The sequence below is a fragment of the Ensifer sp. LC163 genome, from assembly GCF_001695855.1.
Classification (GTDB): Bacteria; Pseudomonadota; Alphaproteobacteria; order Rhizobiales; family Rhizobiaceae; genus Ensifer.
Window position 1 is genome coordinate 234,975 of sequence record NZ_MBSS01000045.1, and the last position, 24,971, is coordinate 259,945.

Annotated in this window: 26 protein-coding genes and 1 pseudogene; 8 read left to right on the forward strand and 19 right to left on the reverse strand. The window is 61.6% G+C overall.

The genetic code is table 11. The features are described from left to right. The 14 genes and pseudogenes from BC360_RS25895 to BC360_RS25960 form a co-directional block, all read right to left on the reverse strand. Positions 1-591, reverse strand: a pseudogene (locus tag BC360_RS25895) (AAA family ATPase). Between the two features lie 224 nt (positions 592-815). Further along, complete coding sequence (gene lipA, locus BC360_RS25900; RefSeq protein WP_065781243.1) at positions 816-1,787, reverse strand: lipoyl synthase; 972 nt, start codon at positions 1,785-1,787, stop codon at positions 816-818. Positions 1,788-2,024: 237 nt separating this feature from the next. After that, positions 2,025-2,276, reverse strand: a complete 252-nt coding sequence (locus BC360_RS25905; protein ID WP_065797364.1) for a GlsB/YeaQ/YmgE family stress response membrane protein — start codon at positions 2,274-2,276, stop codon at positions 2,025-2,027. Positions 2,277-2,355: 79 nt separating this feature from the next. Continuing rightward, positions 2,356-3,801, reverse strand: coding sequence for a dihydrolipoyl dehydrogenase (lpdA, locus tag BC360_RS25910; protein ID WP_065797366.1), 1,446 nt, complete (start codon positions 3,799-3,801; stop codon positions 2,356-2,358). 18 nt (positions 3,802-3,819) lie between these two features. Then, the gene (locus tag BC360_RS25915) at positions 3,820-4,401 is read right to left on the reverse strand and encodes a GNAT family N-acetyltransferase (protein WP_065797368.1); all 582 of its coding nucleotides are present in this window, start codon (positions 4,399-4,401) and stop codon (positions 3,820-3,822) included. Position 4,402: 1 nt separating this feature from the next. Further along, the gene (locus BC360_RS25920; RefSeq protein ID WP_065797370.1) at positions 4,403-5,044 is read right to left on the reverse strand and encodes an SGNH/GDSL hydrolase family protein; all 642 of its coding nucleotides are present in this window, start codon (positions 5,042-5,044) and stop codon (positions 4,403-4,405) included. Positions 5,045-5,111: 67 nt separating this feature from the next. Further along, a complete protein-coding gene (locus BC360_RS25925; protein WP_065797372.1) occupies positions 5,112-6,458 on the reverse strand; it encodes a pyruvate dehydrogenase complex dihydrolipoamide acetyltransferase in 1,347 nt (448 codons plus the stop codon). A gap of 15 nt (positions 6,459-6,473) precedes the next feature. Beyond that, positions 6,474-7,853: a pyruvate dehydrogenase complex E1 component subunit beta gene (locus BC360_RS25930; protein WP_065797374.1), complete on the reverse strand. Its 1,380-nt coding sequence runs from the start codon at positions 7,851-7,853 to the stop codon at positions 6,474-6,476. 17 nt (positions 7,854-7,870) lie between these two features. After that, positions 7,871-8,917, reverse strand: coding sequence for a pyruvate dehydrogenase (acetyl-transferring) E1 component subunit alpha (pdhA, locus tag BC360_RS25935; RefSeq protein ID WP_065781250.1), 1,047 nt, complete (start codon positions 8,915-8,917; stop codon positions 7,871-7,873). A gap of 136 nt (positions 8,918-9,053) precedes the next feature. Beyond that, positions 9,054-9,374, reverse strand: a complete 321-nt coding sequence (locus tag BC360_RS25940; RefSeq protein ID WP_065781251.1) for an FtsB family cell division protein — start codon at positions 9,372-9,374, stop codon at positions 9,054-9,056. Between the two features lie 143 nt (positions 9,375-9,517). Then, entirely contained in the window at positions 9,518-10,792 is a 1,275-nt protein-coding gene (gene eno, locus BC360_RS25945; protein ID WP_065797376.1) for a phosphopyruvate hydratase, read from the reverse strand. Between the two features lie 128 nt (positions 10,793-10,920). Continuing rightward, the gene (kdsA, locus tag BC360_RS25950) at positions 10,921-11,763 is read right to left on the reverse strand and encodes a 3-deoxy-8-phosphooctulonate synthase (RefSeq protein ID WP_065797378.1); all 843 of its coding nucleotides are present in this window, start codon (positions 11,761-11,763) and stop codon (positions 10,921-10,923) included. Beyond that, positions 11,763-12,653, reverse strand: coding sequence for a VOC family protein (locus BC360_RS25955; RefSeq protein ID WP_065797380.1), 891 nt, complete (start codon positions 12,651-12,653; stop codon positions 11,763-11,765). The genes kdsA and BC360_RS25955 overlap by 1 nt, the downstream gene beginning before the upstream one ends. Positions 12,654-13,202: 549 nt before the next feature. Further along, positions 13,203-14,012 carry a class I SAM-dependent methyltransferase gene (locus BC360_RS25960; protein ID WP_139110202.1) on the reverse strand — a complete coding sequence of 270 codons (810 nt, stop codon included), beginning with the start codon at positions 14,010-14,012 and terminating at the stop codon, positions 13,203-13,205. 539 nt (positions 14,013-14,551) lie between these two features. Between BC360_RS25960 and BC360_RS25965 the strand changes: the two genes are divergently transcribed. From BC360_RS25965 to BC360_RS25990, 6 genes are all read left to right on the forward strand, one after another. Next, positions 14,552-15,199 (forward strand): lysophospholipid acyltransferase family protein, encoded by a 648-nt coding sequence (locus BC360_RS25965; RefSeq protein WP_413813773.1) that lies wholly within the window; start codon positions 14,552-14,554, stop codon positions 15,197-15,199. Continuing rightward, positions 15,196-16,146 (forward strand): phosphatidate cytidylyltransferase, encoded by a 951-nt coding sequence (locus BC360_RS25970; RefSeq protein ID WP_065797382.1) that lies wholly within the window; start codon positions 15,196-15,198, stop codon positions 16,144-16,146. The genes BC360_RS25965 and BC360_RS25970 overlap by 4 nt, the downstream gene beginning before the upstream one ends. Next, positions 16,143-16,529, forward strand: coding sequence for a hypothetical protein (locus tag BC360_RS25975; RefSeq protein WP_065781256.1), 387 nt, complete (start codon positions 16,143-16,145; stop codon positions 16,527-16,529). Before BC360_RS25970 ends, BC360_RS25975 begins: the two co-directional genes overlap by 4 nt. A 3-nt stretch (positions 16,530-16,532) precedes the next feature. Continuing rightward, positions 16,533-17,186, forward strand: coding sequence for a CDP-alcohol phosphatidyltransferase family protein (locus BC360_RS25980; protein WP_065797383.1), 654 nt, complete (start codon positions 16,533-16,535; stop codon positions 17,184-17,186). A gap of 144 nt (positions 17,187-17,330) precedes the next feature. Next, the gene (locus BC360_RS25985) at positions 17,331-17,600 is read left to right on the forward strand and encodes a metalloregulator ArsR/SmtB family transcription factor (protein WP_202618545.1); all 270 of its coding nucleotides are present in this window, start codon (positions 17,331-17,333) and stop codon (positions 17,598-17,600) included. Then, positions 17,597-18,256 (forward strand): SdpI family protein, encoded by a 660-nt coding sequence (locus BC360_RS25990; protein WP_065797385.1) that lies wholly within the window; start codon positions 17,597-17,599, stop codon positions 18,254-18,256. Before BC360_RS25985 ends, BC360_RS25990 begins: the two co-directional genes overlap by 4 nt. A 78-nt stretch (positions 18,257-18,334) precedes the next feature. Here BC360_RS25990 and BC360_RS25995 read toward each other — a convergent pair whose 3' ends face one another. From BC360_RS25995 to BC360_RS26015, 5 genes are all read right to left on the reverse strand, one after another. Then, positions 18,335-19,972, reverse strand: a complete 1,638-nt coding sequence (locus tag BC360_RS25995; RefSeq protein WP_083222735.1) for a CTP synthase — start codon at positions 19,970-19,972, stop codon at positions 18,335-18,337. Positions 19,973-20,112: 140 nt separating this feature from the next. Then, entirely contained in the window at positions 20,113-20,583 is a 471-nt protein-coding gene (gene secG, locus BC360_RS26000; protein WP_065781313.1) for a preprotein translocase subunit SecG, read from the reverse strand. Positions 20,584-20,717: 134 nt separating this feature from the next. Beyond that, positions 20,718-21,488, reverse strand: a complete 771-nt coding sequence (gene tpiA / locus BC360_RS26005) for a triose-phosphate isomerase (protein WP_065781260.1) — start codon at positions 21,486-21,488, stop codon at positions 20,718-20,720. Positions 21,489-21,618: 130 nt separating this feature from the next. Beyond that, the gene (locus BC360_RS33075) at positions 21,619-22,938 is read right to left on the reverse strand and encodes a bifunctional class I SAM-dependent methyltransferase/GNAT family N-acetyltransferase (protein WP_065797386.1); all 1,320 of its coding nucleotides are present in this window, start codon (positions 22,936-22,938) and stop codon (positions 21,619-21,621) included. Positions 22,939-22,997: 59 nt separating this feature from the next. Further along, on the reverse strand, positions 22,998-23,540 hold the full coding sequence (locus BC360_RS26015) for a GNAT family N-acetyltransferase (protein WP_065797388.1): 543 nt from the start codon (positions 23,538-23,540) through the stop codon (positions 22,998-23,000). Positions 23,541-23,750: 210 nt separating this feature from the next. On the opposite strand from BC360_RS26015, the gene BC360_RS26020 reads away from it, so the two are divergent. Continuing rightward, complete coding sequence (locus BC360_RS26020; RefSeq protein ID WP_065781263.1) at positions 23,751-24,365, forward strand: cytochrome b; 615 nt, start codon at positions 23,751-23,753, stop codon at positions 24,363-24,365. Positions 24,366-24,419: 54 nt separating this feature from the next. Further along, a complete protein-coding gene (locus BC360_RS26025) occupies positions 24,420-24,971 on the forward strand; it encodes a YceI family protein (RefSeq protein WP_244512913.1) in 552 nt (183 codons plus the stop codon).

Consider the following 24,971-nt stretch of genomic DNA (forward strand, 5'->3'; position numbering starts at 1 on the left):
TTAAGCGGGCACGCCGAGAAGATCAAGGAGCCTCTGCATCTGGCGCCGCGATTTCAACTGCAGAACCGGCACATTCGGCCCGTGTTGGGCAAGGCCGGCGACGATACGCGGCGAGAACCTGTCCTCGAAGGTCCAGATGAATTCGAGGAACTACCAGTCGACCTTCTCGATGCAGCCCGGCGCCATCTCAGGGCGGGTGCGCCCGGGGAATTTCAGCCAGCGGGTGACGACACCCCAGATGCAGAGAAGCCGCGGCATGCGCACCCAGATGACGATATCACTTCGCGGCACGCGGACATCGAAGGTTGAAGGGTTGGTTCCATCCATGATCCAACGATCGCCGGCGATCCTCTCGACGATGCGCTGCCGTTGCTCCGCCCGGTCGCGCTGTACCCAACCGGGCAACCACAAAATATCGCGATCGATCGAAATATAAGCGAGATCGAGATGCCTGGAGAGTTTTTGCGAAAGCGTCGATTTTCCGCCACCGGAGCATCCGACCACGAGCATGCGCCTGGCACTGCGGATATGATCAGCAGCGATGGCATCGTCGATGTAGTTCACCGTTCCTGACGCTATTGGCCGGTCCATCGAGAAACTCTCCACAAACGATCCATGCGCTTGGTTCGCCTCGTCGAAAGGCGTCAAAAAAGCTGGCTCTCACCACCAATCAAACAGCCGTTACGCGATCGACCAAAAATTTGCAAGTTTTGCGCGTACGCGAGAGGCAATGCGCTTCGCGCGCGATGAGTGACATTCAAACGAAAACTCCGGCGCTGGGGCCGGAGTTCTTGTTGTTTCGAAATGCCTTGACACTACTGAGCAGCAGCCAGCAGCTTCTTTTCGCGCGCCGCACGCAGGCGGGCGAAATCGTCGCCGGCGTGATGCGACGAGCGGGTGAGCGGGCTCGAGGCGACCATGAGGAAGCCCTTGGTATAGGCGACCGTTTCGTAGGACTTGAATTCCTCGGGTGTGACGAACTTCTCGACCTTATGGTGCTTGCGCGTCGGTTGCAGGTATTGGCCGATGGTCATGAAATCGACGTCGGCGGTGCGCAGGTCGTCCATCAGCTGCAGCACTTCGTTACGCTCTTCGCCGAGACCGACCATAATGCCGGATTTGGTGAACATCGTCGGATCGAGTTCCTTGACGCGCTGAAGCAAGCGGATGGAGTGGAAGTATCGGGCGCCTGGACGGACGGTGAGATAGTTGCCCGGCACGGTTTCCATGTTGTGGTTGAACACATCAGGCTTGGCGGCGACGACGCGCTCCAGGGCGCCGGGCTTCTTCAGGAAGTCAGGCGTCAGGATTTCGATGGTGGTCAGCGGCGACGCGGCGCGGATCGCCCAGATCACCTTCTCGAAATGTTCGGCGCCACCGTCGGCCAAGTCGTCACGGTCGACGGAGGTAATGACGACGTGGGAGAGGCCCATCTGCTTGACGGCCTTGGCGACGTTCTCGGGTTCCGCCATGTCGAGCGCATTCGGCTTGCCGGTTGCGACATTGCAGAAGGCGCAGGCGCGGGTACAGATTTCGCCCATGATCATGAAGGTGGCGTGTTTCTTGTCCCAGCATTCGCCGATGTTCGGGCAACCGGCTTCTTCACAGACCGTCACGAGCTTGTGCGAACGCACCAGTTCGCGCGTCTCCTGATAACCCTTCGACATCGGCGCCTTGACGCGGATCCATTCCGGCTTGCGCAGCATTTCGGTGTCGGGCTTGTGGGCCTTTTCCGGATGGCGGACGCGTTGCGCCCGGTCAGAAGCGGCATCGAACACCGTTACCATACTGTCTTCCTCGTCGCGGCGGCTGCGGCATCGTGCCGACAGACCCATTTTCGATCTATATAGATGGCTCGACAGGAAATGTCAGGCCACCTTTTGTCGGACAGCCCGACCGCTACAGCGCCGCGCGTCTATTTAGACGCGCAAAGGTCGCTGTAACACTTTGAGTCGCTGCATAATTTTGTCCTTAAATCGATTCCGATTTAAGGAATTATGCAGTAGCGTTCGAAGTGTCGCAGGCTATCGTTTGACAGCGCGGCCAATGGCTATCAGCAGGCAGGCGCCGATGAAGCCGATGACCAGATAGGCGAGCCAGCCGGCAAAAGCCATGCCGAAGGCTGCCAGAATGAAGTTCAACACCACCGCTCCGATGATGCCGAGCGCTATGTTCATGAACAGACCCATGTCGCTGTTCATGAACCTCTCCGCGAGCCATCCGGCCAGTCCGCCGATGATGATCGCAGCCAGGATGCCGACGCCGTTCAAACTCATGGTGATCTCCGTGCATTGAGGACAAGGTCGCGTCCTCAATGCCGGATCGAGCCAAAAGTTCCGGCGGAAGCCAGTCCCATCAGGCGTTCAGCGCACGCCCATAAGCATCAAGAACACTCTCCTTCATCGTCTCCGAGATCGTCGGATGCGGGAAGATCGTGTGCATCAGGTCTTCTTCGGTCGTCTCCAGGTTCATCGCGACGACGAAGCCCTGGATGAGCTCGGTCACCTCAGCGCCGACCATGTGTGCGCCCAGCAGTTCGCCGGTCTTCCTGTCGAAGATCGTCTTGACCAAGCCCTGGTCTTCACCAAGCGCGATCGCCTTGCCGTTGGCGACGAAGGGGAAGCGGCCGACGCGAATTTCACGGCCCTCGGCCTTTGCCTTGGCTTCGGTGAGGCCGACCGAGGCGACCTGCGGGTGGCAGTAGGTGCAGCCCGGGATCTTCAAGTTGTCCATCGGGTGGACATTCGGCAGGCCGGCGATCTTCTCGACGCAGATAACGGCCTCGTGCTCGGCCTTGTGGGCAAGCATCGGCGGACCGGCAACGTCGCCGATCGCATAGACGCCGGGAACGTTGGTCCTGCCGTAGCCGTCGATGACAATGCAGCCGCGGTCGGTCTTGATACCCAGCGTTTCGAGGCCGAGGTTCTCGATGTTGCCCTGAACGCCGACGGCGGAGATCATCCGGTCAGCGGTGATTTTTTCGACCTTGGCGTCCTTCATCTCGACATGGGCGGTGATCGAGTTGGCAGCCTTGTCGACCTTCGTCACCTTGGCATCGAGGTGGATCTTCATGCCCTGTTTCTCGAACTGCTTCTTGGCAATGCCGGAGATCTCGGCGTCTTCGACCGGCATCACGGTCGGCATGACCTCGACCACCGTCACGTCAACACCCATGGTGCGGTAGAACGAGGCAAACTCGATGCCGATGGCGCCCGAGCCCATGACCAGCAGCGACTTCGGCATTTCCTCAGGCTTCATCGCCTCGAAATAGGTCCAGATCAGCTTGCCGTCCGGCTCGATGCCAGGCAGTGCCCGCGGACGGGCTCCGGTGGCAATGATGATGTGCTTGGCAGTGTAGGTGCCCTCGCCCTTGGTGTTCTTCGGCAGCGGCGCCTGGGGCTGCACGATCGCCTTCGTCATCTTGCCGACGACGATTTCGCCGGGCTTGGTCAGCTTGGCTTCGCCCCAGATGACGTCGACCTTGTTCTTCTTCATGAGAAAGCCGACGCCGCCGTTCATGCGCTCGGCAATGCCGCGCGAGCGGGCAACGATCGCCTTCAGGTCCGGCGTCACCGCGCCTTCGATCTTGATGCCGTAGCTGCCCGGATGCTGGGCGTAGTGCAGCACCTCGGCCGAGCGCAGCAGCGCCTTGGTCGGAATGCAGCCCCAGTTGGAGCAGATGCCAGCCAGATGCTCACGCTCGACGACCGCGGTCTTGAGGCCCAACTGTGCCGCACGAATGGCGGCGATATAGCCCCCCGGACCCGAACCGATGACGATGACGTCGTAATTCTCAGCCATGTGTTTCCTGCCTTTGTCTCAAGCGACCTTGCGGGTGAAGAGCACCCAGTCGTGTTTTCTGCTGCCTTCGAAGAGCGGCACGGCCTCGGCCCGAGCCGCCTCCTCGAAGCCGTTTTCCCTGTAGAGTGCCTGCGCCCTGTCATTGTGGCTTTCGGTGATCAGGCTCACCGGCGCCGTGCCGGCACGTGCAATTTCATGTGCAAGCAGTCTGCGTCCGATGCCGCGGCCCCGCCGATGGCGATAGACGCCGAGGCTATCGATGAACCAGTGGCCAACCACCTGCCGCTGCAGTGCCAGCAAGGGTTCGAGCACGGCATGTTTCGCTTCGATTTCCGTCACCGAAGCGTCGATGCCGTAACCAATCGACAGGCCTGCGATTTCATCCTCGAGGTCGGCCACGACCGCATCTCGCCAGTTGCCTGGCCCAACACCCTCGCGCAGCTTGTTGCGCCCGCGCTCGAAAGCCGTATCGGTCGCGCCACCGAGAACCGCGCCATACCAGAGCCAGGCGGCAAAGCCGTGCGAGGCGATGTCGACGAGAACAGCGAGTTCCGCCGCCTCATTTCGTTCCGCCGGTCTGATGGTGACGTCGTCGGCCATCTCAGATACCGAGCATCATCCGGACGACCGGCTCGAGGCCCCGGCCGATCGCACGGGTGTTTTCCGCGTCCAGATGCACGCCATCGAGCGGCGTTGTCCTCGCAACCGATCCGGCATCGAAGAACCCGCAATCCAGTTCGTCAGCCAGATCGCGATAGAGCGGCGCGAGCATCGCGGATTGCTCGATGCCGTCAGCGAACATCGCCGCGAATGCGCTGTTTGCGGTCTCGCAAAGCTGCGGTGGCGAAACGATGAGGATTTCGGGACCTTCCGCCGTTTCAACCGGCCAATCGTGACGGCGCACCAGATTGACCAGGCGCTCGATGCCCTTGACCGCACCGAAAGCCGTGCCGTGAATGATCGGCTTCATGTCGTTGGAGCCGAGCAGAATGACCATCAGATCGAGAGGCGCATGACTGTGCAGGACGCTCGGCAGCATCCGTCCACCATTGCGGTCGCAATCGGCGAGATGATCGTCATAGGCGGTCGTGCGTCCGTTCAACCCTTCGGCGACAACGTGAACATCGGGCCCGAGCGCCTTTTGCAGTACGCTCGGCCAGCGGTCTTCGAGCGCATGACGGCCCGGGCCGGACGCGTCATAGCCCCATGTCAGACTGTCACCGTAGCAGAGAACTGTTTTCATCGTCCGGGCCCGCCTTCGGCATTGCGATCAAGGAGAGGACCGGCCCAGAGGCCGGTCCCGGTCCACATCAGACCAGCATGCCCATCGGGTTTTCGATGTAGCGCTTGAAGGCTCCGAGCAGCTCGGCGCCGAGCGCGCCATCGACGCAACGGTGGTCGGTCGAGAGCGTGACCGTCATCACATTGGCGATGACCATCTGCTTGTTCTTGACGACGACGCGTTCCTCGCCCGCACCGACCGCAAGAATCGTGGCATGCGGCGGGTTGACGACGGCGGCGAAGTCCTTGACGCCCATCATGCCCATGTTGGAGACCGCCGTGGTGCCGCCCTGATATTCCTCGGGCTTCAGCTTGCGGTCCTTGGCGCGCTTGCCGAGGTCCTTCATCTCGTTGGAGATGGCTGACAGGCTCTTCAGCTCCGCCTGACGAACGATCGGGGTGATCAGGCCGCCCGGAATGGACACGGCCACACCGACGTCGGCATGCTTGTGCTTGACCATGTTGCTGTCGGTCCAGGACACGTTTGCATCCGGAACGTCGCGCAGCGCCAGCGCCAGCGCCTTGATCACCATGTCGTTGACCGAGAGCTTATAGACCGGCTTGCCGTCTTTTTCGGGAGATGCAGCGTTGAGCTGTGCCCTGAGCGCCAGGAGCGCGTCGAGTTCGCAATCGACCGAGACGTAGAAGTGCGGGATCGTCTGCTTGGATTCGACGAGCCGCTTGGCGATCGTCTTGCGCATGCCGTCATGCGGCACGAGCTCGTAGGAGCCGGGCTCGAACAGCTTGAGAACGGCGTCTTCCGACATGCCCTTGGCAAGCGGCGCGGCAGCCGGAGCCGCGACACCTGCGGCGGGTGCAGCGGCCGGCTTGGCGCCGCCACCGGCAACAGCGGACTCGACGTCCTTCTTGATCACGCGGCCATGCGGGCCGGAGCCGGCGATTGCCGAAAGATCGATGCCGGCATCCTTGGCCAGACGACGTGCGAGCGGCGACGAGAAGACGCGGGCACCGGATTCCGTCTTGGCCGCCTGCGAAGCTGCCGCCACCGGCTGAGCTGCGACAGGAACCGGAGCGCTGACTGGTGCCGATGCGGGGGCCGGCTCTGCCTTTTTCTCGGCCGGAGCCGGCGCCGCTGCGCCATTGCCGCCCTTGGCGGCCGCGGCAACATCTTCGCCGTCGGCTGCGAGAACTGCGATCAGCGCATTGACCTTGACGCCTTCGGTGCCGGCAGGAACGACGATCTTGGCGACGGTGCCTTCATCGACGGCCTCGACCTCCATCGTCGCCTTGTCGGTTTCGATCTCGGCGATCACATCGCCGGACTTGACCTTATCGCCTTCCTTGACCAGCCACTTGGCCAGATTGCCTTCTTCCATCGTCGGAGAGAGGGCAGGCATTGTGATGTTGATAGGCATCGAAGGGCCCTCCCCTTATTTGTAGCAAACGGCTTTCACCGCATCGACGACCTCTGCGACGTTCGGAAGCGCGAGCTTCTCGAGGTTCGCGGCGTAAGGCATCGGCACATCCTTGCCGGCGATCGTCAGGATCGGGGCGTCGAGATAGTCGAAGGCCTGCTGCATGACGCGGGTCGCGATCTCGGTGCCGACGGAAGACTGCGGATAGCCTTCTTCGACGGTGACCAGACGGCCGGTCTTCTTGACGGATTCGATCACCGTCGGCAGGTCCATCGGACGGATGGTGCGAAGGTCGATCAGCTCGACGTCGATGCCCTGCGCTTCCAGTTCCGCCACCGCCTTGACCGCGTAGGTCATGCCGATGCCGAAGGAAACGATGGTCGCGTCCTTGCCGACCTTGTGGATACGCGCCTTGCCGATCGGCAGCACGAAATCATCAAGCTTCGGCACTTCGAAGGAGTGACCGTAGAGGATTTCGTTTTCGAGGAAGATGACCGGGTTCGGGTCACGGATCGCGGCCTTCAGCAGGCCCTTGGCGTCGGCAGCCGTGTACGGCATGACGACCTTGAGACCCGGAATGTGGCTGTACCAGGCGGCATAGCACTGCGAGTGCTGGGCCGCGACGCGGGCCGCAGCACCGCTCGGGCCACGGAACACGATCGGCGCGCCCATCTGGCCGCCGGACATGTAGAGCGTCTTGGCGGCGGAGTTGATGATCTGGTCAATCGCCTGCATGGCGAAGTTGAAGGTCATGAACTCGACGATCGGGCGCAGGCCGGTCATGGCAGCGCCAACGCCGACGCCGGCAAAGCCATGTTCGGTGATCGGCGTGTCGATGACGCGACGGGCGCCGAATTCCTGCAGCAGCCCCTGCGTGATCTTGTAGGCGCCCTGGTATTCGGCGACTTCCTCGCCCATGACGAAAACGTCGTCGCTGGCGCGCATTTCTTCAGCCATGGCGTCGCGCAGAGCTTCGCGCACGGTCATCGTCACCATTTCGGTACCGGCCGGGATCGCCGGATCGGCGGCAACTTCGACCTTCGGCTGGGCGGCAACCGGTGCCGGTGCGGACGCCGCGGCGGCCGGTGCTTCGCTTGCGGCGGCAGCCTTCGGTGCTTCAGTCTTCGGTGCGGCGATATCGCCAGCGCCTTCGCCGTCCTGCAGCAGGACCGCGATCGGCGTGTTGACCTTGACGCCTTCGGTGCCGGCGGCGATCAGCAGCTTGCCGATCGTGCCCTCGTCGACGGCTTCCACTTCCATGGTGGCCTTGTCAGTCTCAATCTCGGCGATGACGTCGCCGGAGGAGACCTTGTCGCCTTCGTTCTTTAGCCATTTCGAGAGCGTGCCTTCCTCCATCGTCGGGGAAAGGGCGGGCATGAGAATTTCTACTGGCATGTTTGAACCTCCCCGGATCAAAGCAGGATATCGGTGTAGAGCTCGGATGCATCCGGCTCCGGATCAGCCTGGGCAAAGTCGGCGCTGTCGGCGACGATGTCGCGGACGTCCTTGTCGATCTGCTTCAGCTCGTCCTCGCTCGCCCAACCCTTTTCGGCCAGACGCGCCTTCACCTGCTCGATCGGGTCGTGTTCCGACCGCATCTTCTGCACTTCGTCCTTCGAGCGGTATTTCGCCGGGTCGGACATGGAATGGCCGCGATAGCGGTAGGTCTGCATTTCCAAGATGATCGGGCCCTTGCCCGAACGGCAATACTCGACAGCCTCGTCGCCAGCCGCCTTGACGGCGCGAACGTCCATGGCATCAACCTGGAAGCCGGGGATACCGAAGGAAACACCGCGCTTGGAAAAATCGGTCTGCGCCGAGGCGCGGGTGACCGAGGTGCCCATGGCATAGCGGTTGTTCTCGATCACGTAGATCACCGGAAGCTTCCACAGCTGCGCCATGTTGAAGCTTTCGTAGACCTGACCCTGATTGGCCGCGCCGTCACCGAAATAGGCGACGCTGACGTTGTCATTGCCGCGATAGCGGTTGGCGAAGGCAAGGCCGGTGCCGAGCGACACCTGTGCGCCGACGATGCCGTGACCGCCGTAGAAGTGCTTTTCCTTGGAGAACATATGCATCGAGCCGCCCTTCCCCTTGGAAAGACCGCTGCGACGACCGGTGAGTTCGGCCATGACGCCACGGGCGCTCATGCCGCAGGCCAGCATGTGGCCATGGTCACGGTAGGCAGTGATGACCTGATCGCCCTCTTTCAGGGCCATCTGCATGCCGACGACGACAGCTTCCTGGCCGATGTAGAGGTGACAGAAGCCGCCGATGAAGCCCATGCCGTAGAGCTGGCCGGCCTTTTCCTCGAAACGCCGGATGAGCAGCATTTCGCGGTAGGCTTTCAGTTCGTCTTCCTTGGTGAATTCGGCGATGGTGCCGCCGCTCAAGTCCTTCTTGGCCGGCTTTGCTGCGGTCTTACGGCTGGAGACGGACGCGTTTTTTCGCGGAGCCATTCATTCCTCCCAATGGTTAGCCTTTGACGGTTACCATAGGGAAAGAAAAGCGCCACAGCAATGCCATATTTGCATGGCTCGCATTCCGCACAAGCTATTGAATTTAAAAGCTAAATGTCAATTAACCGAATTTCGGTTAATTCGTCATGCGGTGGAAAATAACGATTTCGTCGCTGCGCGACATGTTGAGCGCGAGGCGTGCTTTCTCATCCAGCATGTCACGCTCCAGCGAACCGTCGCTCATCAGCTGGACCTCTCTTTCGAGGGTCGTACGCTGCCTGGTGAGCTCGTCCAGCCGTGCCTGCCGCTCAACGATCTGGCGATCGAATTGTTCCGTCGCCTTCAAGCCGTAGCCGCCGTGAATGGAATGATAGCCGAAATAGGAGAGAAAGGCGACCGCGATCAGCGGCACCACCAACCGACCTAGTTTCCGTTTCTTATGATGCCGTGTCCACATCCCGTCCGTACCCTGATACGCAATACAGAGATGAGACTAGCGGGCATTGATTAACCGACCGTTGACCATGAATGGCCGGATAAAGCAAAACCCGCTCACGGCGGCCGTGAGCGGGTTTAATTTTCAGCAATCGATCGAGGCTATCAGCCGCGCAGGATCGAACGGCCGGCGTACTTGGCCTGCAGACCGAGCTGCTCTTCGATACGGATCAGCTGGTTGTACTTTGCGAGCCGGTCGGAACGGGCCAGCGAGCCGGTCTTGATCTGGCCGCAGTTTGTGGCAACCGCGAGGTCGGCGATCGTCGCATCCTCGGTCTCGCCCGAGCGGTGGGACATGACGGCGGTGTAGCGTGCCTTGTGCGCGGTCTCGACGGCGTCGAGCGTTTCCGACAGCGAGCCGATCTGGTTGACCTTGACGAGGATCGAGTTGGCAACACCCATCTTGATGCCGTCGCGCAGGCGCGCGGAGTTGGTGACGAACAGATCGTCGCCGACGAGCTGGCACTTGTTGCCGATGAGGTCGGTCACGGCCTTCCAGCCGTCCCAGTCGTCTTCCGCCATGCCGTCTTCGATCGAGAAGATCGGGTACTTGGCGGCGAGTTCCGCCAGGTATTCGGCCATTGCGCCCGGCTCCAGCGTGCGGCCCTCGCCTTCGAGCACGTACTTGCCGTCCTTGAAGAATTCGGTGGCGGCGCAGTCGAGCGCGATGAACATGTCTTCGCCCGGCTTGTAGCCAGCCTTTTCAATCGACTTCATGATGAAGTCGAGCGCTGCCGGAGCGGAGGCCAGACCCGGCGCAAAGCCGCCTTCGTCGCCGACATTGGTGTTGTGGCCGTCGGCTGCAAGCTGCTTCTTCAGGGTGTGGAACACTTCCGAACCCATGCGGACCGCATCACGCATCGTCTCGGCACCGACCGGAACGATCATGAACTCCTGGAAGTCGATCGGGTTGTCGGCATGGGCGCCGCCGTTGATGATGTTCATCATCGGAACCGGAAGCACGTGCGCGTTCGGGCCGCCGACGTAACGGTAGAGCGGCAGGCCGGAAGCTTCGGCAGCAGCCTTGGCGACGGCCAGCGACACACCGAGGATGGCGTTGGCGCCAAGGCGCGACTTGTTGGCCGTGCCATCCAGCTCGATCATCGTCTTGTCGATCTGGATCTGGTTTTCCGCGTCGAGGCCACCGATCGCCTCGAAGATCTCGCCGTTGACGGCATCGACGGCGCGCTCGACACCCTTGCCGAGGTAACGCGTTCCACCATCGCGCAGCTCGACTGCCTCATGCGCACCGGTCGAGGCACCCGACGGCACGGCTGCGCGGCCGAAGCTTCCGTCTTCCAGATGGACGTCGACCTCGACGGTCGGGTTGCCGCGGCTGTCCAGAATTTCTCGGCCGATGATGTCGATGATTGCAGTCATGATCTCTTCCCTGCTTGAGGACGGTGGTGGGTCGGGCCCGTCATAAGCGAAGGCCCGGGAATTTCAATGGCGCGCAAGATGCAAAAACAACCGCGCCACCGGGTTCATGAAAATTTCACGAGGCTGTCTCAGCCCTTGGCGACGGCATCAAAGGCCAGCAGCTTTTCGAGCAGCCGCGGCATGTCCTTCAGATGCACCATGTTGGGGCCATCGGAGGGCGCGTTGTCCGGATCCTCGTGGGTTTCGACGAACAGGCCGGCGATGCCGACGGCAACGGCTGCACGCGACAGCGTTTCAACGAATTCGCGCTGACCGCCGGTGGAACCGCCCTGCCCGCCCGGCTGCTGTACCGAGTGGGTGGCGTCGAAGACGACAGGCGCGCCGAGCGAGGCCATGATCGGCAACGAGCGCATGTCTGAAACCAGCGTGTTGTAGCCGAAGGACGCGCCGCGCTCGCACAGAAGCACGTTCGGGTTGCCGCTCTCGGTGAATTTGGCAAGCACGTTCTTCATGTCCCAAGGCGCCAGGAACTGGCCCTTCTTGACGTTGATGGTGCGGCCGGTCTTGGCAGCGGCCACCAGAAGGTCGGTCTGGCGCGACAGGAAGGCCGGGATCTGCAGGATGTCGACGGTCTCGGCGACGACTGCGCATTGCTCCTCGGTGTGGACATCGGTCAGGACCGGGAAGCCGAACTCCTTCTTGAGATCGGCAAAGATCTCCATGGCGGTCTCGAGGCCAATGCCGCGCTTGCCCGAAAGCGACGTGCGGTTGGCCTTGTCGAAGGACGACTTGTAGACGAGGCCGATATCAAGCGACTTGCACAGTTCGGCAAGCTTTCCCGCCATCATGAAGGCGTGCTCGCGGCTTTCCATCTGACAGGGGCCGGCGATCAGCGACAGGCGCTCCTTCTGCGAGAAGGCGACTTGGCTGGCACCTTCACCGACGACTACTCTGGCATTCGTTTCCATCATCAAGCTCCAAACGCGAAGATCACCCCTTGCCCCGCCATTTCGGGGACAATGAGGCGTCCGCCCATTTCTGAAAATTCGATATCGTTGCGCGCAAAGAGCGCGCGCGTCACTTCGAGGTCGGCGACACGGAAGATTACGGCCCGGCCGCGCAAGCCGCGCTCGGCGTCGCGAACCGAGCGGCCGAAGAAGGCTTCAATACCGGCAGCACTCAGAACCGAGATCTTGGCGTTCGTCGTCTCGATGTCCATGCCGAAGGAGTGAGCCGCGACTTCGCGCTCATCGACCGCCTCCTGCAGCAGGTATTGGAAATCGGTCGGGTTCGTCTCCGAAAGCACCACCTCGGAAATGCCGAGCACGCCGTTTTCGTGCCGTTCGAGCGCATCCCGGTCGGTCGGAAGTGCACGCACGCGCTGACAGCTAAACAGGAAGAAATCCGGCGAGCGCAGGTCGGCGGCAAAGGCCAGCCGGAAGGATCCGAGACCCTCCCGACCATCGGGTAGCCGCATCGGCCGGGAGAACTCCAGCATGTCGCCGCCGGAAATGCCACGGGCGCGAAACCGCATGTGATCGGCAGCAGCGTCCTCGGTACCGAGCACGATCGCCGAGAGGCCCTCCGGCCCCTGGCGGAAACGGAATGCCTGGTCGCGGGCAACGAAGGCGTTGCCGGCCAAGGCTGCCGCCTCGCATTCCTCGCGCGAAGCGACGGCAAGCGGCTCGAGATAGGTGTTGTCGGAGAAGAAAACGCAGGCGTTTTCGGTACCGAAGGGGTGGCGGGCATCCTCGGCCACGGTGAAGCCGAGATCATTGAGGCGACGCCGTGCCTGTTCGAGCGTATCCACCGGCAGCACGAGGTGATCGAGCGGGCGGGTGGTGCGCTTGGAGAGGCTCATGGCGTGTTCCCTGATGGTTCGCCGCTGTTTGCAACTTTTGGCCGGCGAATGCAAGCCGGCTGGCGGCTATGGCGCCGATTGGCCGCCCGGCCACAAACACCCGCCGCAAACAGGAGCCGTCCGTGGCGGGCACCGCCCGCTGCAGATTTATGCTTGCCAGCAGGTACCGAACTGCCTGAGCGTCAGTAGAATCCCGGAGCCGCCGTGGCGTTGGCCGTATTCGAGGCCCCGAGACCGGGGGCGGACGTTTGGGGCTGTGCGTAGGTCGTATTGCTCGAGGGAGTAGTGGCACAGCCCGAAAGCCCCAATACGGCGATCGTCAAAGGCACAAACAACAAAGCGATGAAGCGCATACGTATCGACCCTTTCTTTAGTTGGAGAACAGAAAGGGATGAAATCGGTGGTTTGGGAAGTACGTAACAGTAACACGACGTAACACGGCGCCACGAGGAGGGCTGGGGACCGCAACCGCAGCGTCGCGTCGGCCGCTGCGGTTGTTCTCTTTCCGCCTGCGTTTGCGGCCCGAACAGCGAGATCGGGCCATCCGCGTCAAAGACCAAGATCGCTTTTGATGGCGCAGGTCGCGATAAAGGTCGGCACAAACCTGTCGATCACGAAGCGTGGCACAGGCTGCCAGTCTTCGTGGAAGCCAGCCAGCACGAAGCCGGCCCGCAGTTGACCATCGATCTGTTCAGCCAGGCTGTGCCCGAACACCAGGGCTTCGCCCCTGTCGATCTTGGACCGCACCGAGTCGGCAGCGAGATGTTCGGCCTCGACAAAGGGAAGCTGATAAACGGGGCGGATGAGGCCCTGTTCGGCATAGCTCGGGTCGCGGTCACCGACGAACACCACTGGATTGTAGAAGCTTGCAAGCAGCCGACCGCCCGTCTTCAGAACCCGGTGGCATTCGCGCCAGACCGGCTGAATATCGGGGACGTAGAGGTTCGATATCGGATGGAAGACGATGTCGAAGGTGCCATCGGCAAAGAGCGAGAGATCGCGCATGTCGCCCTGGACGACTTTCAGCAGCAGGCCTTCGCGCACCGCCACCAGCCGGTCCTGATCGAGTTGCCGTTCGGAGATATCGAAGACGGTGACCTCGGCACCGGCCGCTGCCAGAATGGGAGCCTGCTGGCCGCCGGCCGAAGCCAGGCACAGGATCTTCTTGCCGCGGATGTCAGGCAACCATCCCTGAGGCAGGTCACCGGGCGTCAGCCGCGCCTGCCATTGTCCGTTACGGGCGGCGGCGATCAATTCCGGCGTGACCGGCTGAGACCATTCGCATTGCTGGCTCGCCTGCCTGTCCCAGGCCTGTCGGTTGTGATCGATGGGATCGAGATTGGAGGATATATTCTGCATAATCGGTCCCTGGAAACACGTCCAAATATGACCGCTCACGATGGAGAATAGAGATCGGAGGCAAAAATGCCTCGGCGTCTGTCCGTCTGTTGCGGATCGAGCAATGCCATTGTCCATCCCCTTCGCGAGCGAAGTTGAGGCGAATTCGGTTTTCACCGGGCATTACTGGCGCATTGGACGACGCTCCTCTTGTTGAGCTCGAAAACTAGCGGCGGAGTTGCAGGAGGTCAACGTCGAATGGAACCACTCTGCGGTCGAAGGCTGCGGTGCGACGTCGCATCGTTTTCCAGAGCACTCAAAAAACTACGGAGATCGAAGAAATTGAGCCGCTCGCACGTCATCATCCCAGGAGCGACTTCGGCCGCTTGTGAAGCGGAGGCAATCGCGTAAAGTCGGTCGATGCAGCCTGAGGTTACGACCGGTTGCAGGTTTGAGGGGCGACATTTGATCATTTCATTGCAGGGCGTGGGACGCATGCGGGCACGAGGGGCAACGCATCCCTCGACACCGGGATACCTTCAAGATGGGATCGAGGCGGAATGATTCGCGATTTGCTTGCCAAGCTCGCTTCGGTCGCCATCATGATGTTTGCGCGTGCGCTGACAGCTGCCCGCGCAATCTGGCACGAAACCGGCCTGCCGCCGAAACAGAGCATCTATTTCGCCAATCACTCCAGCCATGGCGATTTCATCCTGATCTGGGCTGTGCTGCCGCCCTGGCTGCGCGAACGTGCCCGTCCCGTCGCCAGCGCCGAGTATTGGCTGAAGTCGAAGCTGACATCCTTCATCGGCCGCGACGTCTTCGATGCCGTTCTGATAGAACGCGACCCCGCCGCCCGCACCAGCGACCCCGTCGAACAGATGGCAACGGCACTTGACGAAGGCGCGTCACTGATCGTCTTTCCCGAAGGTACACGCAACCAGACCGAGGCCAAGCTGCTGCCGTTCAAGAGCGGCCTCTATCACCTTGCGCGCAAGCGGCCGGACGTCGCCCTCGTCCCGGTCTGGATCAACAATCTCAACCGCGTGATGCCGAAGGGCGAGTTTGTTCCGATCCCGTTGATCTGCACGATCAACTTCGGCGAACCGCTGAGGGTTGAACCAGACGAGAGCAAGGAAGACTTCATCACCAGGGCGCAAGGCGCGCTGCTTTCCCTCGCCCCGGCACAGACGGACAACGACGCATGAGCACGACGACTTCCGACATGGTCACCCTTTTGCTCGGCGTCGGCGGTATCCTCCTGTTCGCCTCGTCGGTCGGTTATGTTCTGCAGCGCAAGCTCTCGCCCGATGGCTCCAATGGCGCGATCGAGAACCTGAATGCCCGTATCAAGGCCTGGTGGGCAATGGTCTTCCTGATCGCCATTGCCTTCATTGCCGGACGGGTCGGGGTGCTGCTGCTCTTCGCCTTCTGCTCTTTTGCAGCGCTTCGCGAATTCATCACGCTCATCAACACCCGCCGCGCCGATCATTGGGCGATTGCCGCCGCCTTCTTCCTGGCCCTGCCGATCAACTACTATCTGCTTTGGGCGGAGGAATACGGCATCTATGCGATCTTCATTCCTGTTTATGCCTTCCTGCTCATGCCGATCATCGCCGTCCTGCGCGGCGACACGCAAAACTTCCTGCTGCGGATCTCCGAAGTCCAATGGGCGCTGATGATCTGCGTCTTTTGTGCCTCGCATGTGCCGGCACTGCTGACCCTGCAGATACCCGACTACGAGGGACGCAATGTGCTGCTGATCGCCTTCCTGGTGATCGTCGTGCAATCGAGCGACGTGCTGCAGTATATCTGGGGCAAGCTCTTCGGACGCACGAAGATCGCCCCGAAACTCTCGCCGTCGAAGACGGTGGAGGGTTTTGCCGGCGGGGTTGCCAGCGCAACTCTGCTCGGCGCCTCGCTCTGGTGGATCACGCCATTTACGCCGCTTCAAGCTGGGCTGATGTCGTTCATCATCACGATGATGGGCTTCTTCGGCGGGCTGGTAATGTCGGCGATCAAGCGGGACCGCGGGGTCAAGGACTGGGGTCACCTGATCGAAGGACATGGCGGTTTGATCGACCGGCTTGATTCGGTCGTGTTCTCGGCACCGATCTTCTTTCATCTGACGCGATATTGGTGGTCGCTGACATGAGCAGCCGTCTGCGCGCCCTTGCCCGCAGCAGCATCGTCCATGTGCTTTTTGCGTTTCTGGCGATGGGCGGATGGGCATTGTTTGCCAACAGGCATCATGCAATGCCGCGACCGTTGATAGCCGGCTTGGTGCAGGGCGCGCTTTCAGCCGCGCTGACGCTATGCCTGAAATCGACGATCGAGGCGCTGTCTCTTCGTTTCCGCGGGGTCTTGCGGCTTTGGATGCCACCATTCCTCGCCTGCCTTGCCTCAATCACCATTCTCGTCGCCGTCCATGCGGCAACCGGAACACCGGAAATTCTCAAGACGATTGCCGTACCGCTGCTGGTATCGACCAGCTATGCGGTACTCTACAACTTTTCGATCAGTCGCAGGGGAACTTGAACAATGAAAGAAACCGGCGACCGCAGGCCCTTGGCCAGCCGCAACACCCACTGGGCGCAGGCAATCGCCCGACGCCTCGCCTCAATGGCGATCACACCCAATCAGATATCGCAGGCGAGTGTGGCGGCCGCGGCCCTTGCGGGCCTTGCCTTCTGGCTAACCAGCGAGGCCCAGGACGGACTTCGCGCCCTGCTTTTCATCGCGGCTGCCCTGTTCTGCCAGATGCGTCTGCTCTGCAATCTTTTCGACGGCATGGTCGCCGTCGAAGGCGGCAAGGGAGGGCCGGACGGCCCGTTCTGGAACGAATTTCCCGACCGGATCGCCGACCTCTTCATTCTCGTCGGCGCCGGTTGTGGCATCGGCCTGCCCGCGCTCGGCTTTGCTGCCGGCGCCTTCGCCGTGCTCACCGCTTATGTGCGCGAACTCGGACGCGCCAATGGCGCGCCGAGCGACTTTTCGGGCCCGATGGCAAAGCAGCATCGAATGGCGGCGATCACGTTGGCCGCAGTCGTCTCGGCTTTCGAAGGGCTGTGGCTCGGCGATGGCGAAGTGATCCTCGTCGCACTTGTCGTCGTCTCGCTCGGCGCAGCCTTCACGGCACTGCGTCGCGCACGGCGGCAGACCGCCTGGCTGAAGGCCAAAGCCACAGGCAAATAGCGACTTCGCGGCGGACCGCATCCTTCAAACCGAATCCATTGACCACCGTCACCCCAAGCGTCTTGGCGTTCAACGGGCCTTCTCATTCGTGTTGACTCTAATTAGATAATTATCTAACTACTGAACGACAACGGATCATGGGCTATGCGGATCAACACCGTCTTCGAAGCGCTTTCACACCCGGTGCGGCGACAAATTCTGACGCTGCTGAAAAGCGGCCCGAAGAGTGCGGGTGAGCTCGCCGGCCATTTCGATCTGACCAAGCCGACGCTTTCGGTGCATTTCAACAAGTTGCGCGACGCCGAGCTGGTTGCAGTCGAGCGCCGTGGCACGAGCCTGATCTATCATCTCAATATGTCCATCCTGGAAGAAGCCCTAGGCGGGCTTCTGGGCAAGAAGGATCAAAGGCCATGACATCTGTGCTGCGCTCTCCCCTGGTGTTGCCCTTGGCGGCCGCGCTCGTCGCGACGACGCTCGCCGGCTACCTCATGATCCTACCCGGAAGCGAACTTCCGATCCATTGGGGCGTCGACGGTAAGCCGGATGGGTTCTGGCCGCGCGACCGTGCGCTACTGATGGCGCCAATCAGTGCAACGGTCGTTCTGGCGCTGGTGGCTTTCGCCGACCGCTTCGCACCCGGACGACAGGCCGGCCACCATGTCGCCGCCGCCGCGTCGACCGGCGTTCTTGCACTCTTTACGGCAATCCAGACCGTCATCGTGTTGATCGGCCTCGGGATCGACGTGTCGATGGTCCGCGTCATCGCGTTCGCCATGGGTCTGCTTTCAGTCGTCATCGGCAATGTGATGCCGAAGTCGCAACCGAACGGTTTCGCTGGCCTCCGCCTGCCGTGGACACTCGCAGACTCGGCCAACTGGGCGGCAACGCATCGCCTAACCGGTAGGCTCATGCTGATATCCGGCATCATGCTGATGCTGGCGGCATTGGCACTGACCGCCGGGCCATGGCTTGCAGCAATAGCGATCGCAGCGTTCGTGCTGCCATTCGTCGTCGGCAGCCTTTACAGCTACATCCTCTCACGCCGGCAAGGGCAGCCGTCACCTCGGTGACGGCGCGGCATATGAAGCCAAAACGAAAGCGGCCGGTCTCGAGGGACCGGCCGCAATTTTCAGAGCTGCGCTAACGGATCAAACGAGGCGCGACTGTTCGAGTGCCGCTTCGACGAAGCTCGCAAACAGCGGGTGCGGGTCAAGCGGGCGCGATTTCAGCTCAGGGTGATACTGCACGCCGATGAACCACGGATGGTCCGGGTACTCGACGGTCTCAGGCAGGATGCCGTCCGGCGACATGCCGGAGAAGACGAGCCCGCAGGATTCGAGCTGCGGCTTGTAGTCGACGTTGACCTCGTAGCGGTGGCGATGACGCTCCGAAATATCGGACGTGCCATAGATGTCGGCAATCTTCGTATCGGCCTTCAGCGACGCACGATAGGCGCCAAGGCGCATGGTGCCGCCGAGATCACCCGAAGCGGAGCGCTTCTGCAGTTCGTTGCCCTTCACCCATTCGGTCATCAGGCCGACAACCGGCTCCTTGGTCGGGCCGAACTCGGTCGAAGATGCCTTGTCGATGCCGGCAAGGTTGCGCGCCGCTTCGACGACCGCCATCTGCATGCCGAAGCAGATGCCGAAATACGGCACCTTGCGTTCGCGAGCAAAACGCGCCGCATTGATCTTGCCCTCGGAGCCACGCTCGCCGAAGCCGCCGGGAACCAGAATGCCGTGCACCTTTTCAAGGTACGGCGCCGGGTCTTCCTTTTCGAAGACTTCCGACTCGATCCACTCGAGCTTGACCTTCACCCGGTTGGCAATACCGCCGTGGTAAAGCGCTTCGATCAGCGACTTGTAGGCATCCTTGAGGCCGGTGTACTTGCCGACGATCGCAATGGTGACTTCGCCTTCCGGCGTGCGGATGCGATCGGCAACTTCTTCCCAAGCTTCCATGCGCGGCTTCGGCGCCGGCTCGATGCCGAAAGCTGCAAGCACTTCGTTATCGAGGCCTTCCTTGTGGTAGGCGATCGGCACGTCGTAGATAGAGGCAACATCGAGCGCCTGTATGACCGCCGACTGACGAACGTTGCAGAACAGCGACAGCTTGCGACGCTCGGCTTCCGGAATTTCGCGATCGGCGCGGACGAGCAGAATGTCGGGATGAATGCCCAGCGCCTGCAGTTCCTTGACCGAATGCTGCGTCGGCTTCGTCTTCAGTTCGCCCGCTGCCGGAATGTAGGGCATCAGCGTCAGGTGAACATAGACCGCGGTCCCGCGCGGCAGGTCGTTGCCGAGCTGGCGGATCGCTTCCATGAACGGCATCGCTTCGATGTCGCCGACGGTGCCGCCGATCTCGCACAGCACGAAATCATAGTCGTCATTGCCTTCGGTAACGAAGTTCTTGATCTCGTTGGTAACGTGCGGGATCACCTGAACGGTTGCGCCGAGATAGTCGCCGCGACGTTCCTTGTCGATGATGTTCTTGTAGATCCGGCCAGTGGTGATGTTGTCGGTCTTCGTCGCCGAGCGCCCCGTGAAGCGTTCATAGTGGCCGAGATCCAGATCGGTCTCGGCGCCGTCGTCGGTGACGAACACCTCGCCGTGCTGGGTCGGGCTCATGGTGCCCGGATCAACGTTGAGGTAGGGGTCGAGCTTGCGCAGTCTCACCCGGTAGCCACGCGCCTGCAGCAACGCTCCAAGAGCGGCCGCAGCGATGCCTTTTCCGAGGGAGGAAACCACGCCGCCAGTGATGAATACATATCGCGCCATGGGAGTCACCGGATACCTTTTAACAAACGATTCCGCCACCGAAAAATTCGTCTATCCGAACTTTTCCGTCTTCGAAGGGAATCAGATTTCACACAAAACAAAACCGGCGGATGGTGCCATCCGCCGGCGGGTTCTTCTGAATTGCGACCTTATTGGCCGCTGGGAACTTGCGATCCCGTATTGCTGTTGGCGCCGCCTGCGGGCGTTTCCGTTGTCGTGGCACCGCCGGCCGGAGCTTCGCCTGTCGTGGCGGGAGCCGGCGCCGTGGCGCCGTTGCCTGTTGCCGGCTGCTGGGTTGCGCCACCGGCCGGAGCCGTGGTGTTGCCGCCGCCGAGCGAATCGAGGACGCCGCCACCCGAACTGGTGCCCGGAATACGGTCGAGGATATCGGTCGCCTGCGGCTGATAACGGGCGAGAATGCCCATCGCCAGGGCCAGAACGAAGAAGAGTGCCGCGAGGATCGCCGTCGTGCGGGTCAGCGCATTGGCTGTGCCGCGCGCGGACATGAAGCCCGAACCGCCGCCGATGCCGAGGCCGCCACCTTCGGAACGCTGAATGAGAACGACGCCGATCAGGGCGACGACGACCATGAGATAGATGACGAGTAGTACGGTCTGCATCAGCTTCCAGTCCTGCCCTTTGGGCAAACGAATCAAATCTTGCGCGGACTCGGGTTTTCCCGGGCGCAATTTTCGCGCCTCTTTATACCAACCTGCCCGCTATTCCAACCCCCTGTCCGGCCCGTGCCGGACAATCAGGCCGTCAAATCTTCATAAGCCCGGTAGATGGCGAGAAAGTCCTCCGCTTTCAAGCTCGCGCCACCGATCAGCGCTCCATCGACATTGGCAACGCCCATCAGTTCGCGCGCATTGGACGGCTTGACCGAACCACCGTAGAGAATACGCATCTTGCCGCCGGCATCGGCAAAGCGCGACACCAGTTCCTTGCGCATGAACGCATGAGCCTCTTCGACGTCCGCGGCCGTCGGCGTCAGACCCGTACCGATCGCCCAGACAGGCTCGTAGGCAATGACCGTGTTTTCCGCCGTGGCGCTGTCGGGCAAGCTTTCTGCGAGCTGACGCTTGAGCACGTCGAGCGTCTGGCCCGACTGACGCTCGTCACCGGTTTCGCCGATGCACACAATGGCGATCAGATCGGCAGCATGGGCGGCATCCGTCTTGGCGCGCACCAGCCCGTCATGCTCTGCATGGTCCGTGCGGCGCTCGGAATGGCCGACGATCACATGCGTGCCGAAGCAATCGGCAATCATCTCGGCCGAAACTTCGCCGGTATGCGCGCCGGACTGTTTCTGGTGGCAATCCTGGGCGCCGATCATCAGGGGGCTGTCGTCGCAAAGCGCGGTCGCCACATAGAGCAGCGTCGCCGGTGGGCAGATCAGCGTTTCGACCTTGCCGGACAGATCGCCCTTGACCCCTTCGGCCATCGCCTTGATCTGATCGAGCGAGGCGCGCGTTCCGTTCATCTTCCAGTTTCCGGCGACGAGCGGGCGGATGTCAGGCGTCATGAAATTTCCTCCGGGTCAGGACCTTTTTCTCCGGAAAGCGGCCTAGCAAATGCTGCCGGCAAAGGAAAGCATCCGTCGCGGAATATTCCGGCAGGACCAGGACGATCGGCCCTGCCGGCGGTCTCTCGCCTCAGGAGGCGCGAGCCATGTGGATCACCGCAAAGGGCAAGCCCTCGTCGTCAGTCTCCTGTCGGCCGGTCTCAACGAAACCGCGACGGCGATAGAATTCGACAGCACTCGGATTGTCGGCATAAACGCTGACCTCGAGACGACCGAGCCGCGTCGCCGCGTGCTCGATCAGCCCGCGGCCGACGCCGGCGCCATGGATATCGGGATCGACGAACAGGCCGCCGACAAAATTGCCGATCAGGCCGATGAAACCGGCCGGGCGGCCATCGACCTCGGCGACCCAATTGTCGGCCATCGGCAGGTACTTGTCGCGAACCATCTGCAACTGGGTGAGCAGGCGCTCCTCGCCGAGGAAGGGATGTCCGATACGCGAGGCGGACAGCCAGATTTCCGCCAGCCGGTCGCGATCCTCGGCACGGTAGGGCCGGATCACCGTTTCGCGCCGTGACCCTGCCGGTGCGGCCGTTATCGTCTTCGGTTTTTCTGCCGCGATCGCATACATCAGGGGAATACTCGGCATGGCTTCGGGTGGCAGCATCCGCCCGCCGCCGGAATCGCGCATCCGCTCAAAGCCGGCCCAGCCGTTGGCATAGGGATATTCCTTCAGGCATTCGATCCTGAGACCGGCATCGATCAACGCCTGGACGACGTCAGCGATACCCCAGTTGAACTCGAACGAGGGGTGCGGATTGCGGAAATCCACGACGCCCTGTTCGTAGCCATCCGGCGCCAACCCCGTCCCGGACGCAGCGACATAGTCGCTAATGCCCGCTTCGCAGACCGGCTCTCTCGGCGCGTAGTCGTAACGCGGCGACCACTTATCATCGAAAACCATCGCAAACGGGTGGAACTCGACGAAGGCGAACCGGCCGCCGGGCTTCAGTACGGAAGTGATACCTCGAGCCCAAGGGCCGAGGTCGGACAGCCAGCAAATCGTGCCATAGGAAGAAAAAACCCGATCGAACGTCAGACCGCGCACTCTTGCGTCGTCAAACCAGTGGAAAAGATCGGCGCGCTCGAAAGTCGTGGCAATGCCGCTTTCGCTCGAAAGCCGCTTGGCAAAGGCGATCGCCTCGTCGGAAATATCGACGCCGGTCACCTTGGCGCCGAGGCGGGCGAGGCTCAGGCTGTCCTGCCCGGAGTTGCATTGCAGATGCAGCAGATCGAGGCCGGTCAAGTCGCCGAGCAGCTCGATCTCTTCGGGATAGAGCGTCGAACCGCCGTTGCGGAAGAACGCCGCTTGATCGCCCTTGTGGCTGTTGTGCGCGACGGTCGCCGCGTTCCATAAGAGCCGATTGGCCTCGTGCAGGTCGTTTTGCATGTCTCTCTCGTCAAATATTCTGGGCGACGCCGGGTCGAGTGGCGCCAATGATCTCTCTTTCAGGCCGCAAACTTGAGCACAACCTCCGGTTCTTCGCCATGGCTGTCGCCTGTTGGAACAAAGCCCAATCCCTTGTAGAAACCTTCGGGGCTCGCCTCGCCCATGCCGTAGCTGGTGTGTGGCTCGCGGATGCCGCGTGCCTTGAGGTCGCGTACGACAAGTTCGATCGCCTTCTTGCCGACGCCCTTTCCCTGAAACGGGCGAGCGATCATGAAGCGCCAGAGGTAGACGCCAGGGCAATCGACCCCGTCGTCCGCGAGCGGCTGGCGTAGCGAAAGCGTCCACTCCCGCACGAGTTTCGAAACGGCGATGCTTTCGCGGTGACGACCGACATCGTGGAGCGCGGCGCCGTAACCACCCCTGACCCAATAATAAAGATCTTCGCCCTCAAAGTTCGCATCCGCCAGTTGCGCCGCCAGCCGCCATTGCTCGAGCGATTCCGCGAACCTATGCTCGGCCCCCAGCGCGATGCCGGCGTTGGCATGCTTCAACACCACGTTTTCAAGTGGGATCAACTCGTATGTCGAGCTATTCTTGGTCATGACGAATGTTCCGCATTAAGTTGGTGCAACCACTCGGGCCAGCCAGTCGACTGCCCTGTGTCGAGCAAATGAGATATCCTTTCGCCGCATCAACATGATCGGCCTGCAAATTTACGGTATCGTCGGAGAATAAAAGGCGGGCCCAGTGGGTCTTATCCGCGCGACAAGGGCGAAATCGAGGATTTCATCCGAACGCCGCAGGAGCTTGCCATGCTGCAAAACAGCAAGTCTGCATTCGGCTGGGTGACGATCATCCTTCACTGGCTGATCGCTGTGTTGATCCTTGGCCTCCTGGCGCTCGGCTTTGTCATGCGCAGACTCCCACTGGATCCGAGCCTGCAATTCTCGCTCTACCAATGGCACAAGTCCTTCGGCTTTACGGTGCTCGCCCTCGCCGCGCTGCGCGCCGCCTGGCATGTGCTTGACAAGCAACCACAGGCGCCAGCCGGCCTTTCCCCGCTCGAACGACGCGCAGCCCGAGCCACGCATGCAATCCTGATCGGCCTCACCATCGCAGTGCCCCTCGCCGGTTGGGCAGTCGCGTCGACCTCGACGCTGAACATTCCAAGCTTCTATTTCGACTGGTTCGTCATCCCTCATTTGCCGATGGCGAAAACAGAAGCGGCCGAGAGCTTCTGGGCGTCGACCCACTCCATCCTCGCCTACGCGACATTGGGTCTTCTCGTGCTCCACGCGATGGCTGCGCTCTACCACCATCTGGTCCGTCGCGACGAGGTTCTGGTCCGCATGCTGTCTACGCGACCGCAGCGGCGCCGCGAGCTCGAAAAGAGCAAGAGCAGTCAGGTCATTGCCAAGAGGAAATGAACCATGATGAAGCAGAAATCGAAGGCATCACCCGTCGCATCGGCACTCTGCGCCATGCTAGCTGCGACATTCGGGCCAAGTGCCACAGCGGCCAGCGCGCCGCAACTCTCGGACGCCGCCGGCAGCTACGGCATCACCGCCGCGTCACGCGTCCATTTCTCCGTCGCGCAGGTCGGTGGTGGCGGCATCGTCGGCGACTTCGGCAAGTTCTCCGGCAATTTCCGCATCGATGGCAATAACATCGCCCGCTCGTCGGTCGACTTCACGCTCTATCCGGAAAGTGTCGAGACGGGAGAAAGGCGCGTCGAAGACTTCCTGAAGTCGAGCGCCGTCTTCGACAGCGCGACCTACCGCACGGTCACCTTCCGCTCGACCAGCATCACGCAGACCGGCCCCGACACGGCCGCCGTCGAAGGCACGCTGACCGCACGCGGCAAAGCCCGAAAGGAACGGTTCTCGGTAAAGCTGATGGATTGGAACAACCGGTCGATCTCATTCAAGATCCGCGGCAGCATCTTTCGCTCGCCCTACGGCATGGACGTCGGCACGCCGATCTACTCCAATGTCGTCGAATTCGACATGAACATAAAAGGGCAGAAGCGTTAA

Bases quoted from the DNA above. Each gene is read 5' to 3' on its own strand.
- lipA (WP_065781243.1), bottom strand. From the start codon at position 1,787: ATGGTAACGGTGTTCGATGCCGCTTCTGACCGGGCGCAACGCGTCCGC.
- BC360_RS25905 (WP_065797364.1), bottom strand. From the start codon at position 2,276: ATGAGTTTGAACGGCGTCGGCATCCTGGCTGCGATCATCATCGGCGGA.
- lpdA (WP_065797366.1), bottom strand. From the start codon at position 3,801: ATGGCTGAGAATTACGACGTCATCGTCATCGGTTCGGGTCCGGGGGGC.
- BC360_RS25915 (WP_065797368.1), bottom strand. From the start codon at position 4,401: ATGGCCGACGACGTCACCATCAGACCGGCGGAACGAAATGAGGCGGCG.
- BC360_RS25920 (WP_065797370.1), bottom strand. From the start codon at position 5,044: ATGAAAACAGTTCTCTGCTACGGTGACAGTCTGACATGGGGCTATGAC.
- BC360_RS25925 (WP_065797372.1), bottom strand. From the start codon at position 6,458: ATGCCTATCAACATCACAATGCCTGCCCTCTCTCCGACGATGGAAGAA.
- BC360_RS25930 (WP_065797374.1), bottom strand. From the start codon at position 7,853: ATGCCAGTAGAAATTCTCATGCCCGCCCTTTCCCCGACGATGGAGGAA.
- pdhA (WP_065781250.1), bottom strand. From the start codon at position 8,917: ATGGCTCCGCGAAAAAACGCGTCCGTCTCCAGCCGTAAGACCGCAGCA.
- BC360_RS25940 (WP_065781251.1), bottom strand. From the start codon at position 9,374: ATGTGGACACGGCATCATAAGAAACGGAAACTAGGTCGGTTGGTGGTG.
- eno (WP_065797376.1), bottom strand. From the start codon at position 10,792: ATGACTGCAATCATCGACATCATCGGCCGAGAAATTCTGGACAGCCGC.
- kdsA (WP_065797378.1), bottom strand. From the start codon at position 11,763: ATGATGGAAACGAATGCCAGAGTAGTCGTCGGTGAAGGTGCCAGCCAA.
- BC360_RS25955 (WP_065797380.1), bottom strand. From the start codon at position 12,653: ATGAGCCTCTCCAAGCGCACCACCCGCCCGCTCGATCACCTCGTGCTG.
- BC360_RS25960 (WP_139110202.1), bottom strand. From the start codon at position 14,012: ATGCAGAATATATCCTCCAATCTCGATCCCATCGATCACAACCGACAG.
- BC360_RS25965 (WP_413813773.1), top strand. From the start codon at position 14,552: ATGATTCGCGATTTGCTTGCCAAGCTCGCTTCGGTCGCCATCATGATG.
- BC360_RS25970 (WP_065797382.1), top strand. From the start codon at position 15,196: ATGAGCACGACGACTTCCGACATGGTCACCCTTTTGCTCGGCGTCGGC.
- BC360_RS25975 (WP_065781256.1), top strand. From the start codon at position 16,143: ATGAGCAGCCGTCTGCGCGCCCTTGCCCGCAGCAGCATCGTCCATGTG.
- BC360_RS25980 (WP_065797383.1), top strand. From the start codon at position 16,533: ATGAAAGAAACCGGCGACCGCAGGCCCTTGGCCAGCCGCAACACCCAC.
- BC360_RS25985 (WP_202618545.1), top strand. From the start codon at position 17,331: ATGCGGATCAACACCGTCTTCGAAGCGCTTTCACACCCGGTGCGGCGA.
- BC360_RS25990 (WP_065797385.1), top strand. From the start codon at position 17,597: ATGACATCTGTGCTGCGCTCTCCCCTGGTGTTGCCCTTGGCGGCCGCG.
- secG (WP_065781313.1), bottom strand. From the start codon at position 20,583: ATGCAGACCGTACTACTCGTCATCTATCTCATGGTCGTCGTCGCCCTG.
- tpiA (WP_065781260.1), bottom strand. From the start codon at position 21,488: ATGACGCCTGACATCCGCCCGCTCGTCGCCGGAAACTGGAAGATGAAC.
- BC360_RS33075 (WP_065797386.1), bottom strand. From the start codon at position 22,938: ATGCAAAACGACCTGCACGAGGCCAATCGGCTCTTATGGAACGCGGCG.
- BC360_RS26015 (WP_065797388.1), bottom strand. From the start codon at position 23,540: ATGACCAAGAATAGCTCGACATACGAGTTGATCCCACTTGAAAACGTG.
- BC360_RS26020 (WP_065781263.1), top strand. From the start codon at position 23,751: ATGCTGCAAAACAGCAAGTCTGCATTCGGCTGGGTGACGATCATCCTT.
- BC360_RS26025 (WP_244512913.1), top strand. From the start codon at position 24,420: ATGCTAGCTGCGACATTCGGGCCAAGTGCCACAGCGGCCAGCGCGCCG.